This window comes from Phenylobacterium sp. LjRoot225, assembly GCF_964252855.1.
Lineage (GTDB): Bacteria > Pseudomonadota > Alphaproteobacteria > Caulobacterales > Caulobacteraceae > Phenylobacterium.
The window spans coordinates 729,469-745,625 of the sequence record NZ_CAXUPL020000003.1; the positions used below are offsets into that span (position 1 = coordinate 729,469).

The window sequence follows — 16,157 nt, forward strand, 5'->3', positions numbered from 1 at the left end:
TCTTCGGCCCAGATCCTCCACCGCGCGGCGGGGGAGGTGGATCGCCGAAGGCGAGACGGAGGGGCGTTGCGGCCTATCCGCTCGCTTCGCCGCTGACAGGCCGCCGCCTCAGCCCTTGGCGTCGTTCGCCGCGTCCTTGGCGTTGCTCCCGGCGTCTTTCGCCTCGTCCTTGGTTTCCTTGGCGGCCTTCTTGACTGAGACGCCGAGGTCCTTGAGCGCCGACTTCACTTCGCCCTGGGCCTTCTTCACGTCAGGGTCGTTGGCGACCTGTTTCAGGTCGACGCCGACGTCCTTGACGCCCTCCTTGATCTCGTCGCCCACCTTCTGGGCGCTCTCCTTGACGTCCTGGCCGGCGGCCTGGGTGTCGGCCTTGGTCTTCTGCTGCTCGGCCGGGCTGCAGCCGGCGACGGCCAGGCCGAACCCCAGGACGAAGGCGGTGACATGGGTGCGCATGGAAGTCTCCTCCAAGATCGGCCAATCAACGGCCAAGCTTTCCTGTGAGTTCCCTGAACGGTAAACGCTGCACATGCGTCTGGCCTTCCTCGGCACTCCCGAATTTTCCGTCGCCGTCCTCGCCGCCCTGGTGGAGGCCGGACACGAGATCGTCTGCGCCTACTCCCAGCCGCCGGCCCCGCGCGGCCGCGGCCAGGCCCTGAAGCCGTCCGCCGTCCACGCCTTCGCCGAGGCCCGCGGCATTGCCGTGCGCACGCCGGCCTCCATGCGCGACCCGGCCGAGATCGAAGCCTTCGCGGCCCTGGGCGCCGATGCGGCCGTGGTGGTGGCCTTCGGCCAGATCCTGCCGGCGGAGGTGCTCGAAGCGCCCCGGCTCGGCAGCTTCAACCTGCACGCCTCGCTGCTGCCGCGCTGGCGCGGCGCGGCCCCGATCCAGCGCGCGGTGATGGCCGGGGACGAGATGACCGGCGTCGAGGTGATGCGCATGACCGAGGGCCTCGACGAAGGCCCGGTGCTGGCGATCGCCACCGTGCGGATCGGTCCGCTGGACACCGCCGGCGGGGTCCACGACCGCCTGGCCGCTGCGGCCGCCGACCTGATCGTCCGCACCCTGCCGGAGATCGAGGCCGGCCGCGCGACGGCGACGCCGCAGGTCGATGACGGCGTCACCTACGCCAAGAAGATCCGCCCCAAGGAGGCGCGGCTCGACTGGACCAGGTCCGGCCGCGAGCTCGACCGCAAGATCCGCGGCTTGTCGCCCTTCCCGGGCGCCTGGTTCCTGCTGCCGACCGAAAAGGGCGAAGTCCGGGTGAAGGCCCTGCTGTCGGCCTTCGAGGAGGCCCAGGGAGAGCCGGGGACGGTTCTCGACGACCGCCTGCTGGTCGCCTGCGGCGAGGGGGCTGTGCGGCTCCTGAGGGTCCAGCGCGAGGGCAAGGGCGCCCAGGACGCCGAGGTCTTCCTGCGCGGCCAGCCCGTGGCCGCCGGGACAAGGTGTCTCTGATGCCGCGCTACCGGCTGGTTATCGAGTACGACGGGCGGCCCTATCACGGCTTTCAGGCCCAGGCGGGACTGGCCTCGGTGCAGGGCTCGATCGAACGGGCGGTGCAGGGCTTCTGCGGCCAGACCCTGCGGCTGCACGCGGCGGGCCGCACCGACACCGGCGTCCACGCCACCGGCCAGGTGATCCACATCGACTTGGAGAAGGACTGGAAGCCGGAGGTGGTGCGCGACGCCCTGAACGCCCACCTGGTTCCCGAGCCGATCGTGGTGCTGGACGCCTCCGTCGCGCCGGGCGGCTGGCACGCGCGCTTTTCCGCCCGCGAGCGCCGCTATCTCTACCGTATCCTCAACCGCAAGAGCCCGCCGGCCCTCGATCAGGGCCGGGTCTGGCATGTGAAGAAGCCGCTCGACGCCGAGGCCATGCACGAGGCCGCCCAGGCCCTGGTCGGCCACCACGACTTCACCACCTTCCGCGACCTGGGCTGCCAGGCGAAGTCGCCGATGAAGACGCTCGACGTCGCCAAGGTGCGCCGCGAGGGCGAGGCGGTGCTGCTCGACTTCGCCTCGCGGTCCTTCCTGCACCGCCAGGTGCGCTCGATGGCCGGCTCGCTGGCCGAGGTGGGCGTCGGGCGCTGGACCGCTGCGGATCTGAAGGCCGCCCTCGAGGCTTGCGACCGCAAAGCCTGCGGCCAGGTGGCGCCGGCCGAGGGGCTCTATCTGACGTACGTGGGATACGAGGGCGAGTAGCGCGTTCCGCCCACACCAACGTCATCCCGGTTTTCGCGCAGCGAAAGACCGGGATGACATCTGAAATTACCCAAACGCTGCGAAGTACCGGTCGATCAGCCGCTCGTAGACCGTCTGCAGGCGCTCGATCTCCGCCACCGGGGTGCGCTCGTCGACCTGGTGCATGGTGGTCCCGACCAGGCCCACCTCGACCACGGGACACAGCGCGCGGATGAAACGGGCGTCGGAGGTGCCGCCGGTGGTGGAGAGCTCCGGCGGATGGCCGGTGACCTCGGCGACGGCGGCGGCGACCACGTCGGTGAAAGGGCCGGGCTCGGTCAGGAAGGCCTCGCCGCTGATCTGCGGCGTCACCGTCACCTTGCACTTCGTGCCCTCGGAGGCGGCCGCGGCTTCGGCGGCGATCCACTCGGCCAGCGCCTGGCCGGTGTGGCTCGGGTTGAAGCGGATGTTGAGCCGGGCCCGGGCGGAGGCCGGGATGATGTTGGTCGCCGTGTTCGGCATCTCGACCAGGGTGATTTCCAGGTTCGACGGCTGGAACTCCGGGTAGCCATTATCCAGCACACGCGCCTGCAACCTGGCGAGCAGGGGGATCAGCACCCGCGCCGGATTGGCCGCGCGGTGCGGATAGCCCACGTGGCCCTGGACACCCTCGACCAGGATATCGGCGTTGATCGAGCCTCTGCGCCCCACCTTGACCATGTCGCCGAAGATCTGCGCCGAGGTCGGTTCGCCCACCACGCAGTGGTCGACCGCCTCGCCCTCGGCGATCAGCGCCTCGACCACCTTCTTGGTGCCGTCGAGCGCCACGCCCTCCTCGTCGCCGGTGATCAGGAAGGAGAGCGAGCCCTTCACCTGTCCCGCGTCGATGGCCTTGGCGGCGGCGGCGGCGAAGGCGGCGATGGCGCCCTTCATGTCGACCGCCCCGCGGCCGACCAACACCCCGTCGATGATCTCGGCGGCGAAGGCGCCTTGCGTCCAGGCCGCCGCGTCGCCCACCGGCACCACGTCGGTGTGGCCGGCGAAGCAGAGGTTCGGCCGGGCGGCGCCGTAGCGGGCGTAGAGGTTCTCGATCTCGCCGAAGCGCATCCGGCGGCAGGCGAAGCCCAGGCCTTTCAGCGTCTGCTCGACGACGTCCATAGCACCGGCGTCGGCCGGGGTCACGGAAGGACGGCGGATCAGCTCCCGCGTCAGGTTGACGGCATCGATCAAGATCGCCCCCGGTTTCGTCGCACTCTAGAATTCCGTCGTGCTCTAGACCGGAAACGCCGCATGCCCAAGATCGACGTCGAAAAGGCCCCGACCCGCAGCGGGACCGGCTACCCGCCGCCGCACGATGCGCCCTGCCGGGACCGCACGCGCCGGAAGCTCGGCGACGCCGCCGGTCTGACCCAGTTCGGCGTCAACCTGCTGCGCCTGCCGCCGGGCCAGTGGTCGGCCCAGCGCCACTGGCACACGGCCGAGGACGAGTTCGTCTATGTGCTGGAGGGCGAGGGCGTGCTGGTCACCGACGAGGGCGAGCAGGCGCTGAAGGCGGGAGACTGCGCGGGTTTCCCGGCCGGCGCGCCGAACGGCCACCACATCCAGAACCGCTCGGACCGGGAGCTGGTGCTGCTGGAGGTGGGCTCGCGACGGCCCGCCGAGGACGCTTGCGACTACCCCGACATCGACATGATCGCGCCGGCGGGATCGGACGGCTACCTGCACCGCGACGGCACGAAGTACTGAGGGATTCTCTCTACCCTCTCCCCCACCGTCATTCCCGGCCTTGTGCCGGGAACCCATGCACACCGATGCTGGGCCGTGTTCATGGGTGGCCGGGACAAGCCCGGCCATGACGGAAAGGGGACTGTTCAGTCCCGCAGCAGCTCGTTGACGCCGGTCTTCGAGCGCGTCCGCTCGTCGACGGTCTTCAGGATCACGGCGCAGTAGGTCGACGGCAGCGACGGGTCCTTGTTGGCCCGCGAACCGGAGACCACCACCGAATAGGGCGGGACCTCGCCGTACATGACCTCGCCGGTCTGGCGGTGGATGATCGGGGTGGTGGAGGTGATGTAGACGCCCATCGACAGCACGCTGCCCTGGCGGACGATCACGCCCTCGGCGACTTCCGAGCGGGCGCCGATGAAGCAGTTGTCCTCGATGATGGTCGGGTTGGCCTGCAGGGGCTCGAGAACCCCGCCGAGGCCCGCACCGCCGGAGATGTGGCAGTGCTTGCCGACCTGGGCGCAGGAGCCGACCGTGGCCCAGGTGTCGATCATGGTCCCTTCGTCGACGAAGGCGCCGATGTTCACGAAGGACGGCATCAGGACGACGTTCCTGGCGATGTAGGCGCCCCTGCGGACGATGGCGCCGGGGACGGCTCGGAAGCCGGCGGCCTCGAACTGCGGGACGTCCCAGCCGGCGAACTTGGTCGGGACCTTGTCCCAGAAGGGGCCGGGCGAATGGCTGTGCACCACGGCGTTGGGGTTCAGCCGGAAGGACAGCAGGATGGCCTGCTTGACCCACTGCTGGACCTCCCAGCGGCCGTCGGCCTGACGCGCGGCGACGCGGAGCGCGCCGGAATCGAGGCGCTCCAGCGTCTCCTCGACCGCCGTGCGCACCGGGCCGGTGGTGGCGGTGGAGACGCCGTCGCGGGCTTCCCAGGCTTGCTCGATCTGGGTCTTCAGGTCGTCGGCGGTGATGGTGGTCATGGTCTTCTCTTCTTACGGGTCTTGTCGTCTTACGAACCTGGGCGCAGGCGCGCAGCCCGCAGGAACGGCGTGAGGCGCTCGGTGCGGAAGTGAACGAAGGGGGCGGTGGAGGCCTGGGCGTGCGCCCCCACCAGCACGGTGGTCATGCCGAGCTCGGCTGCGGGCTTCAGGTTGCGCTCCGAATCCTCGAAGAAGGCGACCTCGGCCGGCGCCATCGCATGTTCGGCGCACATCCGGGCGAAGGCCGCGGGATCGGGCTTGGGCGTGTAGTCGAAGGTGCCGATGTGGAAGACGTCGTCGAACAGGTGGGTCAGCCCCAGCCGCTCCAGCACCCGCTCGGCGTGATGATGGTCGGCGTTGGTGAAGATCAGGCGGCGGCCGGGCAGGGCCTCGATCGCCGCCACCAGGTCCGGGTCGTGGGCCAGGATGTCGAGCGAGATGTCGTGGAAGACGGCGGCGAACGCGTTGGGATCGACGCCGTGATTCAGCATCAGGCCGCGCAGCGTGATCCCATGTTCGGCCAGATAGGTCTTCTGCAGCCGGAAGGCCTCGTCGTACGGCAGACCGGTGACCTGCATGACATACTGGGTCATCCGCCGCACCACCTCGGCCATGAGGCCCGACTCCGCCGGATAGAGGGTGTCGTCCAGGTCGAAGAGCCAGGTCGTCACATGCCTTAGATCGGGCCTCAGGTCTGGGCTGAGGTCGCCGCTCATTTGCAGACGAGCGTGCCCGCCCCGTGTTCGGTGAACAGCTCCACCAGCATGGCGTGCGGCCGCCGGCCGTCGAGGATGACCACGGCTTCGACGCCGGCCTCGACCGCGGCGATGGCGGTCTCGAGCTTGGGGATCATGCCGCCGGTGGCGACGCCGTCTTCGATCGCCTTGCGCGCCTCGGCGACGGTCAACTGGCGCATCAGCTCGCCGTTCTTGTCGAGCACGCCGGCCACGTCGGTCAAAAGCAGCATGCGCTTGGCGTCGAGCGCCCGGGCCAGGGCGCCGGCCGCCGTGTCGGCGTTGATGTTGTAGGTCTCGCCGGTCTCGGAGACGCCGATCGGCGCCACGACGGGGATGTAGTCCTCTTCGGCGAAGATCAGCGCCTGGAGCAGCTTCGGGTCGATTTTCTTGGGCTCGCCGACAAACCCCAGGTCGACCATCTGCTCCTCGTCGGAGTCGGCGACCTTGCGGGTGCGCTGGACCTTTTCGACGGTGATCAGCCGGGCGTCCTTGCCGGACAGGCCCACGCCGCGCACGTCGGCCTCGGAGCCGGCCTGGGTGATCCAGCTGGCGATCTCCTTGTTGATCGCGCCGGAGAGGACCATCTCGGCCACTTCCATGGTCGCCTCGTCGGTGACCCGCAGGCCGTCGACGAAGGTCGACTTCACGCCGGCCTTGGCGAGCCAGGCGGAGATCTGCGGTCCGCCGCCGTGGACGACCACCGGGTGCACGCCCAGCATCTTCAAGAGCACGGCGTCGGCGGCGAACAGCTTCGCCACCTGCTCCTCGCCCATGGCGTGGCCGCCGTATTTGATGACCACGGTCTCGCGGTCATAGATCTGGATATAGGGGAGGGCCTCGGCGAGCGTCTTGGCGGTCGCCCAGCCCTGATTTTCGGTGTCGCTCAACTCGCGCCCCAGGCTCTGAATTCGCTGGGCTCGATAGCGGACCCCGGGGGCCGTGTCATCAACGCAGGACGACAACGCCCTCCCCTTGATGGAGAGGGCGGGTGCTCAGGGAAGCTGAAGCATGCAGGCCGCGACGATTTCGGCGCGCAGCTCGGCGATGCCCAGGCCGGTCTCCGAGGAGGTGGCGAGGACGCGCGGGAAGGCGGCCGGGCGCTTGGCGATGGCCTTGGCGGTGTCTTCGACCACCTTGGCGACCTCGGCCGGCTTGATCTTGTCCGACTTGGTCAGGACGATCTGGTAGGAGACTGCGGCCTGGTCGAAGGCGTCGAGCGCCTCGTCGTCGACGCTCTTCAATCCGTGCCGGGCGTCGATCAGCAGATAGGCGCGCTTCAGATTCGGTCGGCCGCGCAGGTAGGATCGGCCGAGGTTCTGGAACTTGCGGGCGGTGTCGCGGCTCACCTTGGCGAAGCCGTAGCCGGGCAGGTCGACCAGCCGCAGTCGCTCGTCGAGCACGAAGAAGTTCACTTCCCGCGTCCGGCCGGGTTCGTTCGACGCGCGCGCCAGCCCCTTGCGGCCGACCACCGCGTTGATCAGCGAGGACTTGCCGACGTTGGAGCGGCCGGCGAAGGCCACCTCCGGCAGGTCCGGCTCGGGCAGGCCGGTGATGGCGGCCGCCCCCATCAGGAAGGTGGTCTCGTGGGCGAACAGGATGCGCGCCGCCTCGAGCGCGTCGTCGTCGAAAGGTCCAGCGTTGGAGGGCGTGGAGTCGCTCACCCTGCGGCCTTCTTGCCGCCGAAGCGGCTGAGCAGCCGGTCGATCGGAGTGTCGACCTTGTAGTGCCGCATCAGGATGTACTGCTGGACGACGGTGATGACGTTGCTCCAGGTCCAGTAGATCAGCAGGCCGACGGCGAACGGCGCCATGAAGAAGGTGAAGATGATCGGCATCAGCTGCATGATCTTCTGCTGCATGGGATCCGGCGCCGGCGGGCTCATGGCCATGCTGAGCCACTGGGTGAAGCCGTAGAGCAGCGGCAGGATGCCCACGTGCAGGGTGGTGTCCAGCAGGCCGCCGACCAGCGGCGCATGCGCCGGGACCCAGGGGATCAGGCCGAAGAGATTCCAAAGGGTCGTCGGGTCGCGCGCCGAGAGGTCCTTGATCCAGCCCATGAAGGGGGCGTGGCGCATCTCAATGGTGACGGTCAGCACCTTGTAGAGCGCATAGAAGACGGGGATCTGCAGCAGGATCGGCAGGCAGCCCGCCAGCGGATTGACCTTCTCGCGCTGATAGAGGGCCATCAGCTCCTGCTGCTGCTTGGCCGGGTCGTCCTTGAACTTCTTGCGCATCTCCTCGACCAAAGGTTGCACCTTGCGCATCTTGGCCATGGATTCGTACTGCTTGTGGGCGATCGGGAAGAAGATCGCCCGCACCGCCACCGTCAGCAGCAGGATGGCGACGCCGAAGCTGCCCACGTAGTGGAAGATGAATTCCAGGAACGAGAAGATCGGCCGGGTGAGGAACCAGAAGTGGCCCCAGTCGACGGCGGCGTCGAAGCGGGGGATGCCGAGGGTCTTCTGATAGTCCCGCAGCACGGGGACGACCTTGGCGCCGCTGAAGAAGCGGGTGGTTTCGGTGGTCTGCTGGCCGGGCTGGATCGTGCGCGACTTGCCGACGAAGTTGGCGTCGAAGACGTCGAGGTCGCCGATCTTGGTGTCGCGGAACTGGCCTTCGAACTGTTGGCCCTGGGTGGGGATCAGCGCCGCCAGCCAGTATTTGTCGGTGATGCCGACCCAGCCGCTCTTCGAGGGGATTTCGCCGGTCGCGCCGTCCTTCGCCCACTTCTTGTACTTGATGAGCTTGAGGGTCGGATTGTCCATGCCGAGCGCGCCCACCGCGCCTTCGTGGACGATCTGGCTGCTCTCGCTGCCCGTGGGCACGCCCTGGCGTTGGATCGAGCCGTAGGGGGCGAGCGTCACCGGCTGGGCCGTGGCGTTGGCCACCGTGTCGGTGACCGTGAACATGAAGCGGTCGTCGACCTCGATCTTGCGCGTGAAGGTCAGGCCCTGGCCGTTGGCGGAGGTGAGCACCAGGGGATGGCCGGGCGTCAGGGTCGAGCCTTGCGTCACAGTCCAGAGGGTGTCGCCGGTGGGCAGGCCCGCGACGTTGGCGCCGGTCCAGCCGAACTCGGCGAACCAGGCGTGCGGGGCGCCTTCGGGACGCAGCAGCTCGACCGGCGGCGAGCTCTTGTCCACCGTCTGTCGGAACTGGGTCATGTAGAGGTCGTCGATGCGCGCGCCCTTCAGCGCGATCGAGCCCTTCAGAGCGGGCGTGTCAATGACCACGCGCGGGCTGGCGGCCACGGCCTGAGCACGGGTCACCGGGGCCGCGGCGCCGGCCGCCGGCGCGCCGCCTGGGCGGCGCCGGTCTGGGCGGCGGCGGTCTGGGCCGCAGCCTGCGCGCGCACCTCGGCCTGCCGGCGGGCGGCCGCGGGATCGAGCACGAAGTGCTGGTAGATGAAGAACAGGAAGACCGCGCACACGAGGAAGATGATCGTGTTGCGGTTGGATTCGTCTTGCATCGGGGAAGAGCTCAATCTGCGGGCAGGGCGGGCGCAGGGTCGCGGGGCCGGCCATCGCGTTCGGCGGCGAGCCTTATCAGCGCGCTTTTCACATCGTCAAGCAGACGCGGCCATGGGCGCGTGATCAACCCGCCCCGGGCGATGAAGACATAGTCGACGCCTGGGCGGGCCAGATCGGGCAGCAGAAGCCTTGCGGCCTCGCGCATCCGCCGCTTGGCGCGATTGCGCTGGACAGAGCCGCCGATGCGTTTTGTCGCGGTGAAACCGGCCCGCACCAGCGGCTGATCGTCTTCACGTGGCCGCGCCTGAACCACCACCGCGCCGCGGGCGCAGGACGGCGCCTGCGCGCAAGCCAGAAACTCGGCGCGCTTTTTCAGGCGTTCGATGGCGAAGGCGGGGTCGGCCATGCCGACACCCATAGCGCAGATGACGCTTGGTCCGTGGGATTAAGCGCTGAGGCGCTTACGGCCCTTGGCGCGACGGCGAGCGAGCACTTTTTGTCCATTTTTGGTGGACATGCGCAGGCGGAAGCCGTGGCGGCGCTTACGCACGAGGCGCGACGGCTGAAAGGTCCGCTTCACAGTGAGGCTCCGGGTCGAAAATCGAGGCGCGGTGGATAGTGGAACCCCAGGGAGGAGTCAACGGCCAGCGCCGATTCTCTTGCCGGCGTCGGATGAAATTCGGACCCTCAATCCCCTCTATCCGTCATAGCCGGGCTCGTCCGGGGGACCATCCCGATAGCGTTCCGCAGCAGCTCAGCCGCGCCCTCGAGTGTGGATCGGGCGACGATCGCGCATAGGATCGCCCCGTCGATAAAACCAATGACGGTCGGGCCGCAAACTGGCCAAGGGCGCGAAGCAGACTACTGTTTCTCAAAGGGAGGCGTGCTCAGTCCATGATATCCGACGAGAAGTCTGGGAAGGGCGCGCGCGTCATCGCCACCGGCGGGCTGATGCTCGCCACGCTCATGGTGGCGCTCGACTCCACCATCGCCAATGTCGCCCTGCCCCACGTCCAGGGCAGCCTCTCGGCCGCCCAGGATCAGATCACCTGGGTGCTGACCTCCTACATCGTCGGCACGGCGCTGATGACGCCGCTGTCGGGCTGGCTCGCCCTGAAGCTGGGGCGCAAGCCGCTGTTCCTGATCTCGATCGTCGGCTTCGTGGCGATCTCCATGCTGTGCGGCATGGCGACCAGCCTGCCGGAGATGGTGTTCTTCCGGTTTCTGCAGGGCGTCGCCGGCGCCGCCATGATGCCGCTGTCGCAGGCGGCGATCCTTGACATGTGGCCGCAGCCGGCGATCCCGCAGGTGATGGCCATCTGGAGCGCCGTCACCATGGTGGCGCCGATCATGGGCCCGACGCTCGGCGGCTTCCTGACCGAGCACCTCTCCTGGCGCTGGGTCTTCTATATCAACCTGCCCGTCGGGGCCCTGGCCTTTGGCATGACCTATCTGGCGCTCGAGCGCGACCGCGGCGGACGGGAGCGACCATTCGACTGGGTGGGCTTCCTGGCGCTGGTGTTCTTCACCGGCGGCGTGCAGCTGCTGGCCGACCGGGGCATGGCGCTCGACTGGTTCGACTCGCGCGAGATCTGGCTCTATTCGGTCCTGGCGGCCTGCGGCGCCTATGTCTTCGTCGTCCAGACCATCACCGCCAAGCACCCCTTCTTCCACCTAGCCCTGTTCCGCGATCGGAACTTCATGAGCTCGGTCGGCTTCGCCGTCTTCCTCTCGGCCCTGCTGTTGTCGACCACGGCCCTGCTGCCGAGCTTCATGCAGAACCTGATGGGCTATTCGGCGATGCAGAGCGGCATGGCGATGATGCCGCGCGGCATCGGCTCGCTGATCTCCTTCACGCTGGCGCCCTTCATCGCCGCCCGCTTCGGGCCGCGCCGGACGATCATGCTGGGTCTCGTGGTGACGGCGGTGGCGCTCTGGCGCATGAGCCAGTTCGACCTGTCCATGGACGTGCGGCCGATCGAGACCGCCGGCATGCTGCTGGGCCTGGGCCAGGGGCTGGCCTTCAATCCGCTCACGGTGCTGGCCTTCGCCACCCTGGAGACCGAGCACCGCACCGAGGCGGCGGTCTTCTCCAACATGTTCCGGACCCTGGGCGGAAGCCTCGGGATCGCCGCCCTGCAGGGGGCCTATATCCAGCAGAGCGCCACGGCCCATGAGCGGCTGGCGGGGGGCGTCATCGCGTCGGACCCGGTGATCCGCTGGACCATGCCGCAGATCCTCGACGGCGCCCTGAGCGGGCTGGAGGCGATCAACGGCGAGGTCTCCCGACAGGCCTCCATGATGGCCTATGACACGGTGTTCGCCTGGATGGGCGTCGGCACGGTGCTGATCGTGCCGCTGGTCCTGATGATGCGGCCCGCCCGGACGCGGGGCGAGAAGCTGCAGGAGATCCACGTCGAGTAGGCGGCCCGGAAACTGGCCAAGGCCGAGGCCCGCGGACTATGGTCCCGCCGGGAGGAGCCTGGACCGCAATGAGTTCCAAGAACGACGTGGCCCCGCGCCTGATCGCGACCGGCGGAATGATGCTGGCCACGACGATGAACTCGTTGGACTCGACGATCGCCAACGTCGCCCTGCCGCATATCCAGGGCAGCCTCTCGGCGTCGCAGGACCAGATCACCTGGGTGCTGACGTCCTACATCGTGGCCACCGCGATCATGACGCCGCTGTCGGGCTGGCTGTCGCTGAAGATCGGCCGCAAGCCGCTGTTCCTGATCTCCATCGTGGGCTTCGTCGCCGCCTCGATCCTCTGCGGGATCGCCACCAACCTGCCGGAGATGGTCGCCTTCCGGCTGCTGCAGGGCTTCGCCGGCGCGGCCATGATGCCGATCTCGCAGGCGGCCGTCCTCGACCTGTGGCCGCAGCGCCTGATGCCGCGGGTCATGGCCCTGTGGAGCGCCGTGATCATGGTCGGGCCGATCCTCGGGCCGACGCTGGGCGGCTTCCTGACCGAGAACTTCTCCTGGCGCTGGGTCTTCTACATCAACGTGCCCTTCGGCATCCTGGCCTTCGTGATGGTCTATGTGGCCCTGGAGCCGGACTCCGGCGGGCGCGAGCGGCCCTTCGACTTCCTCGGCTTCGGCGCCCTCGTCCTGGCCACCGGCGCGATCCAGCTGCTGGCGGACCGCGGGCCCGGCCAGGACTGGTTCTATTCCAGCGAGATCTGGCTCTATGCGATCCTGGCGGGCTGCAGCGTCTACGTCTTCGTCATCCAGACGTTGACGTCGGATCATCCCTTCTTCCACCGCGACCTCTACGCCGACCGCAACTTCATCACGACCTCGGCCTTCAGCTTCCTGATGTCGGCGATGCTGTTCGGGACCAGCGCCCTGCTGCCGACCTTCATGCAGAACCTGCTCGGCTATTCCGCCTACCAAAGCGGGGTCACCAGCATGTACCGAGGGTTCGGCTCGATCTGCGTCTTCGCCGTCACGCCCTTGCTGATGCGCAAGGTGGGGCCGCGTCTGACGATGGGAATGGGCGTGGCCGTCGCCTTCTTGTCGCTCTGGCAGATGGCCCACTTCGACCTCATGATGACGGCCAAGCCGATCGAACTCGCGGGCTTCATCCAGGGGATGGGGATGGGCATGATGTTCGGCCCGCTTTCGGTCCTCGGGTTCGCCACCCTGAACCCGGCCCACCGCACGGAGGCGGCGGTGTTGGGCAATGTCGTCCGCACCATGGGCTCCAGCCTGGGCATCGCCCTCTTGCAGGCCAGTCTGATCGCGCAAACCGCCACGGCTCATGAGCGGCTGGCGGCGGGCATCGTCCCCAGCGATCCGGTGATCCGCTGGTCTTTGCCCCATGCGTTCGACGGCGGGGGCGGCGGGCTCGAAGGCCTGAACGCCGAAGTTAGCCGGCAGGGCGCCATGATCGGCTACGACACCGTCTTCGCCTGGATGGCCCTGATCAGCCTCGTCATGGTCCCGCTGATCCTGATCCCGCGGCCGGCGAGGTCGGCGCCGGCCGAGGCGCTGGAAGTCCATCCGGATTGATCGTCCGCGCTAGGAAGACCTCCGTGGCAAAGAAAAAGGAGCGCCGCAGAACGGCGCTCCTCTGAAGGCGGTTTTGGCCGAGGGGGTCGGCTTTAGAACTCTTCCCAATCGTCCGCGACGGTCTGCGACGCCGGTTGGGCCTTCAGGGCGGTGGCCCCGATGCTCATCGGCGCCGAGTAGGCCGGGGCGCGGGCCGGAGCCGGGGCGGGCGCGCGCGGCGCCCGGGCGGCGGGCTCGGCGCGGCCGGCGTTGGCGTACTGCAGCGTCTCCATGCCGCTGATGCTGAAGCGGCCGACTAGGCGCGAAAGCTCCTTGGTCTCCTCGGTCAGCATCCGGCTGGCGGCGGTGGCCTGTTCGACCATGGCGGCGTTCTGCTGGGTGACCTGGTCCATCTGGTTGACGGCGGTGTTCACCTCGGCGAGGCCCTGGGCTTCTTCACGGGCCGAGGAGGCGATTTCGCCCACCAGGCCCGAGATCTCGTTGACGTGCGCCACGATGCGCTGCAACGCGTCGCCCGCTTCGCCGACCAACGACACGCCCTCGCCGACCTGCTGCGAGGAGGCCGAGATCAGGCTCTTGATCTCCTTGGCCGCATCGGCCGAGCGCTGGGCCAGGCCGCGGACTTCGGAGGCGACGACGGCGAAGCCCTTGCCGGCGTCCCCGGCGCGCGCGGCTTCGACGCCGGCGTTCAGGGCGAGCAGGTTGGTCTGGAAAGCGATCTCGTCGACCACGCCGATGATCTGGCTGATCTCCTTGGCCGACTTCTCGATGGCGTTCATCGCCACCACGGCGCGGCCCACCACGTCGCCGGTGCGTTCCGCGTCGCCCTTGGCGGCGCTGACGGCCTCGCGGCCGGCGCTCGCGCCGCTGGCGGTCTTCTGGACCGTGGCGGTGATCTCATCGAGCGCCGCGGCGGTCTGCTCGAGCGTCGCCGCCTGATGTTCGGTGCGGCGGGACAGGTCCTCGGAGCCGTTGGAAATCTCCGCCGAGCCCGAGCTGATCGAGGCGGTGGAGGTGGCGATGGCCCGCAGAACTTCCTCGAGCTTCTCGACGGCGGCGTTGAAGTCGGTGCGCAGCTTCTCGTAGTCGCCGGGGAAGGCGGTCCCGAGGCGGATGGTCAGGTCGCCCGCCGCCAGCCGGTCGAGCCCCTCGGCGAGCGAGGTGACCACCAGCTTCTGCTCCTCGGCGACGGCCAGCTGGGCGGCCTCGGCGCGGCGGCGATCCTCTTCGGTCGCCGTGCGGTTGGCGTCCTGCTCCTGGCGCAGCCGCTCCAGGTGGAGCTGGTTGTCGCGGAAGACGGTCAGGGAGCTGACGATCGCGCCGAGCTCGTCCTTGCGGGCGATGGCGTCCAGGTCGACCTGGGCGTCGCCGCGGGCGAGCTTCTCGGTGGCCCCGGCGATCTTCTGCACGGCGCCCTTCATGTTCATCGTCAGGAACCAGGCGATCACGGCCGCGCCCAGCATGGTGCTCAAGGAGGCGACGATGGTGATCGTCTGCGCCACCCGCGAGCGTTCTTCGCTGGCCTGGGCCTGCTTATCCGTCTGCTGCTGGGCCTTGGTGACGATCTCGCGCAGGGTCCCGCTCATCTTCGAGTACTGCTCTTCGAAGGGCGCGGCGAAGCCGGCGGCGGTCGCGAAATCGGCGGTCATCATGGCGCAGACCACGTCGAGACCCTCGCGGGTCTCCTTCAGGTCCTTCAGCAGCTTGTCGTACTGCGGGCGCATCTCCGGCGGCGCGGCGGTGCGCGCGACGCCGACCTCGGTGCGGATCGAGTCGACCTCGGCCAGCAGAGCCTTGGACTTGTTCTCGATCTGGTCGGCGTCGATCTTCGCCGCCGCGTGCGTCAGCAGGAAGTAGAGTTCGCCGTGAACCGCGGTGATGCGCTCAGAGATCTTCTGCATGCGCATGCTGTTGGGCATGTCCGTGTGGACCACCCCCTGCAACTCTCGCAGCTCGTTCTTCTGGAGCACGATTGCGCCCACTGACAGCAAGGCCAGCATCGCGACCGCGAACGCCGGCGCAAAGCCGATCTTGATGACCAATGGCAGGTCTTCAAGCCTGACGCGTTTCATTGACTCCCCCTGCATACAGCTCGATTTGCGGGGATGATGATCGGATCCCACTAACGGTTCGTGACCAAACCGATCTGTCGTGGCGGACTTTTCACTATGAATCCTTGTGCCGTCCCCCTGCTGCGACCAGACGTCGTCATGGTTTACGGGATCTTAGTAATAACGGTCGGATCCGAACAGCTTATTTTAACGACTGTCCCCGATACTTTCCCAACTTTTCGAGGTTAGGACGAGGTTGGAGAGATGAAGAACGTCATCGCTGTGATGGGTGGGGTCGGCTTGAGCCTTGCTCTTGTCAGCACCACTGCTGCGGCGTCTTTTGAAGAAAGCATGTCGCGCTGTTTGTCTAAGAATGCGAACACCAGGGACGCGGCCACCGTGATGCTGGACTGTAATGCCGACGCCGGCAAGTTGTCCGGCTGCAAGGTTCTCTCGGAGAGCGCTCCGGGCAAGGGCTTTGACAAGGCGGCGCTCTGCGTGGCCGAAGTTCTGCCGATCGGCTCGCGGACCGGCCAGGTGAAGGTTCCGCTGCGCTTCCCGGGCGGCGGCTAGTCCTTACGGACGTCCATGACGTCGGCCTTCGAAACGCCTCCGCGCACCCCGCGCGGAGGCGTTTTGCGTTGCCGGCCAGGTCGCCTCGCCTGAGGAACATCGCAGCATGTCGAGCATTTTGTGTTGCAGCTGCAATATTCTCCCTGATGTGGAGACGACCGATGAGATGGCTGAACTTGATCACCCTCGCCCTGGCGATCCTTGGCGGGCTGAACTGGGGCCTCGTCGCCGTGGGCGGCCACGGCATGGACGTGGTGGCGAGTATCTTTGGCGGCGACATGACCGCCGGGGCCCGGGTCGTCTACGGCTTGGTGGGCCTGTCGGCCCTTTGGCAGATCCTGCCCTGGTTCAAGTCGCTCAGCGTCAGTGAGCCCTACGCGGAAGGCTCCAAAGGCGGCTTTCATATGCCGCACCTGCGCCACTGA

Annotated in this window: 16 protein-coding genes and 1 pseudogene; 7 read left to right on the forward strand and 10 right to left on the reverse strand. The window is 68.0% G+C overall.

Translation table 11 applies throughout. The features are described 5' to 3' along the window. Positions 1-108 precede the first annotated feature (108 nt). Positions 109-453, reverse strand: coding sequence for a hypothetical protein (locus tag ACSQ2B_RS18695; protein ID WP_436052129.1), 345 nt, complete (start codon positions 451-453; stop codon positions 109-111). A gap of 73 nt (positions 454-526) precedes the next feature. On the opposite strand from ACSQ2B_RS18695, the gene fmt reads away from it, so the two are divergent. Continuing rightward, positions 527-1,453 carry a methionyl-tRNA formyltransferase gene (gene fmt / locus ACSQ2B_RS18700; RefSeq protein ID WP_436052130.1) on the forward strand — a complete coding sequence of 309 codons (927 nt, stop codon included), beginning with the start codon at positions 527-529 and terminating at the stop codon, positions 1,451-1,453. Further along, entirely contained in the window at positions 1,453-2,199 is a 747-nt protein-coding gene (gene truA / locus ACSQ2B_RS18705; RefSeq protein WP_436052131.1) for a tRNA pseudouridine(38-40) synthase TruA, read from the forward strand. Before fmt ends, truA begins: the two co-directional genes overlap by 1 nt. A gap of 66 nt (positions 2,200-2,265) precedes the next feature. Here the strand turns inward: truA and dapE are convergent, their stop codons facing one another. Beyond that, positions 2,266-3,411, reverse strand: coding sequence for a succinyl-diaminopimelate desuccinylase (gene dapE / locus ACSQ2B_RS18710; RefSeq protein WP_436052613.1), 1,146 nt, complete (start codon positions 3,409-3,411; stop codon positions 2,266-2,268). Between the two features lie 57 nt (positions 3,412-3,468). On the opposite strand from dapE, the gene ACSQ2B_RS18715 reads away from it, so the two are divergent. Further along, positions 3,469-3,924, forward strand: coding sequence for a cupin domain-containing protein (locus ACSQ2B_RS18715; protein WP_436052132.1), 456 nt, complete (start codon positions 3,469-3,471; stop codon positions 3,922-3,924). A gap of 125 nt (positions 3,925-4,049) precedes the next feature. Here the strand turns inward: ACSQ2B_RS18715 and dapD are convergent, their stop codons facing one another. The 7 genes and pseudogenes from dapD to rpmH form a co-directional block, all read right to left on the reverse strand. After that, entirely contained in the window at positions 4,050-4,889 is an 840-nt protein-coding gene (gene dapD, locus ACSQ2B_RS18720) for a 2,3,4,5-tetrahydropyridine-2,6-dicarboxylate N-succinyltransferase (RefSeq protein WP_436052133.1), read from the reverse strand. 29 nt (positions 4,890-4,918) lie between these two features. After that, positions 4,919-5,581 (reverse strand): pyrimidine 5'-nucleotidase, encoded by a 663-nt coding sequence (locus tag ACSQ2B_RS18725; RefSeq protein WP_436052615.1) that lies wholly within the window; start codon positions 5,579-5,581, stop codon positions 4,919-4,921. 20 nt (positions 5,582-5,601) lie between these two features. Further along, positions 5,602-6,513, reverse strand: a complete 912-nt coding sequence (gene argB / locus ACSQ2B_RS18730) for an acetylglutamate kinase (protein ID WP_436052134.1) — start codon at positions 6,511-6,513, stop codon at positions 5,602-5,604. 105 nt (positions 6,514-6,618) lie between these two features. Then, positions 6,619-7,224, reverse strand: coding sequence for a ribosome biogenesis GTP-binding protein YihA/YsxC (gene yihA, locus ACSQ2B_RS18735; protein ID WP_436052617.1), 606 nt, complete (start codon positions 7,222-7,224; stop codon positions 6,619-6,621). Between the two features lie 59 nt (positions 7,225-7,283). Further along, a pseudogene (gene yidC / locus ACSQ2B_RS18740) lies at positions 7,284-9,091 on the reverse strand (membrane protein insertase YidC). Positions 9,092-9,102: 11 nt separating this feature from the next. After that, on the reverse strand, positions 9,103-9,498 hold the full coding sequence (rnpA, locus tag ACSQ2B_RS18745) for a ribonuclease P protein component (protein ID WP_436052136.1): 396 nt from the start codon (positions 9,496-9,498) through the stop codon (positions 9,103-9,105). Positions 9,499-9,537: 39 nt separating this feature from the next. Further along, complete coding sequence (gene rpmH / locus ACSQ2B_RS18750) at positions 9,538-9,672, reverse strand: 50S ribosomal protein L34 (RefSeq protein ID WP_293482274.1); 135 nt, start codon at positions 9,670-9,672, stop codon at positions 9,538-9,540. A 314-nt stretch (positions 9,673-9,986) separates the two neighbouring features. Here rpmH and ACSQ2B_RS18755 point away from each other — a divergent pair, with 314 nt between their 5' ends. Further along, positions 9,987-11,516 carry a DHA2 family efflux MFS transporter permease subunit gene (locus ACSQ2B_RS18755; protein ID WP_436052138.1) on the forward strand — a complete coding sequence of 510 codons (1,530 nt, stop codon included), beginning with the start codon at positions 9,987-9,989 and terminating at the stop codon, positions 11,514-11,516. Between the two features lie 68 nt (positions 11,517-11,584). Further along, entirely contained in the window at positions 11,585-13,108 is a 1,524-nt protein-coding gene (locus tag ACSQ2B_RS18760; RefSeq protein ID WP_436052139.1) for a DHA2 family efflux MFS transporter permease subunit, read from the forward strand. Between the two features lie 92 nt (positions 13,109-13,200). Here the strand turns inward: ACSQ2B_RS18760 and ACSQ2B_RS18765 are convergent, their stop codons facing one another. Continuing rightward, positions 13,201-15,180 carry a methyl-accepting chemotaxis protein gene (locus tag ACSQ2B_RS18765; RefSeq protein ID WP_436052141.1) on the reverse strand — a complete coding sequence of 660 codons (1,980 nt, stop codon included), beginning with the start codon at positions 15,178-15,180 and terminating at the stop codon, positions 13,201-13,203. Positions 15,181-15,423: 243 nt separating this feature from the next. Here ACSQ2B_RS18765 and ACSQ2B_RS18770 point away from each other — a divergent pair, with 243 nt between their 5' ends. Continuing rightward, positions 15,424-15,732 carry a hypothetical protein gene (locus ACSQ2B_RS18770; protein ID WP_436052143.1) on the forward strand — a complete coding sequence of 103 codons (309 nt, stop codon included), beginning with the start codon at positions 15,424-15,426 and terminating at the stop codon, positions 15,730-15,732. A 161-nt stretch (positions 15,733-15,893) separates the two neighbouring features. Beyond that, positions 15,894-16,157 (forward strand): DUF378 domain-containing protein, encoded by a 264-nt coding sequence (locus ACSQ2B_RS18775; protein WP_436052145.1) that lies wholly within the window; start codon positions 15,894-15,896, stop codon positions 16,155-16,157.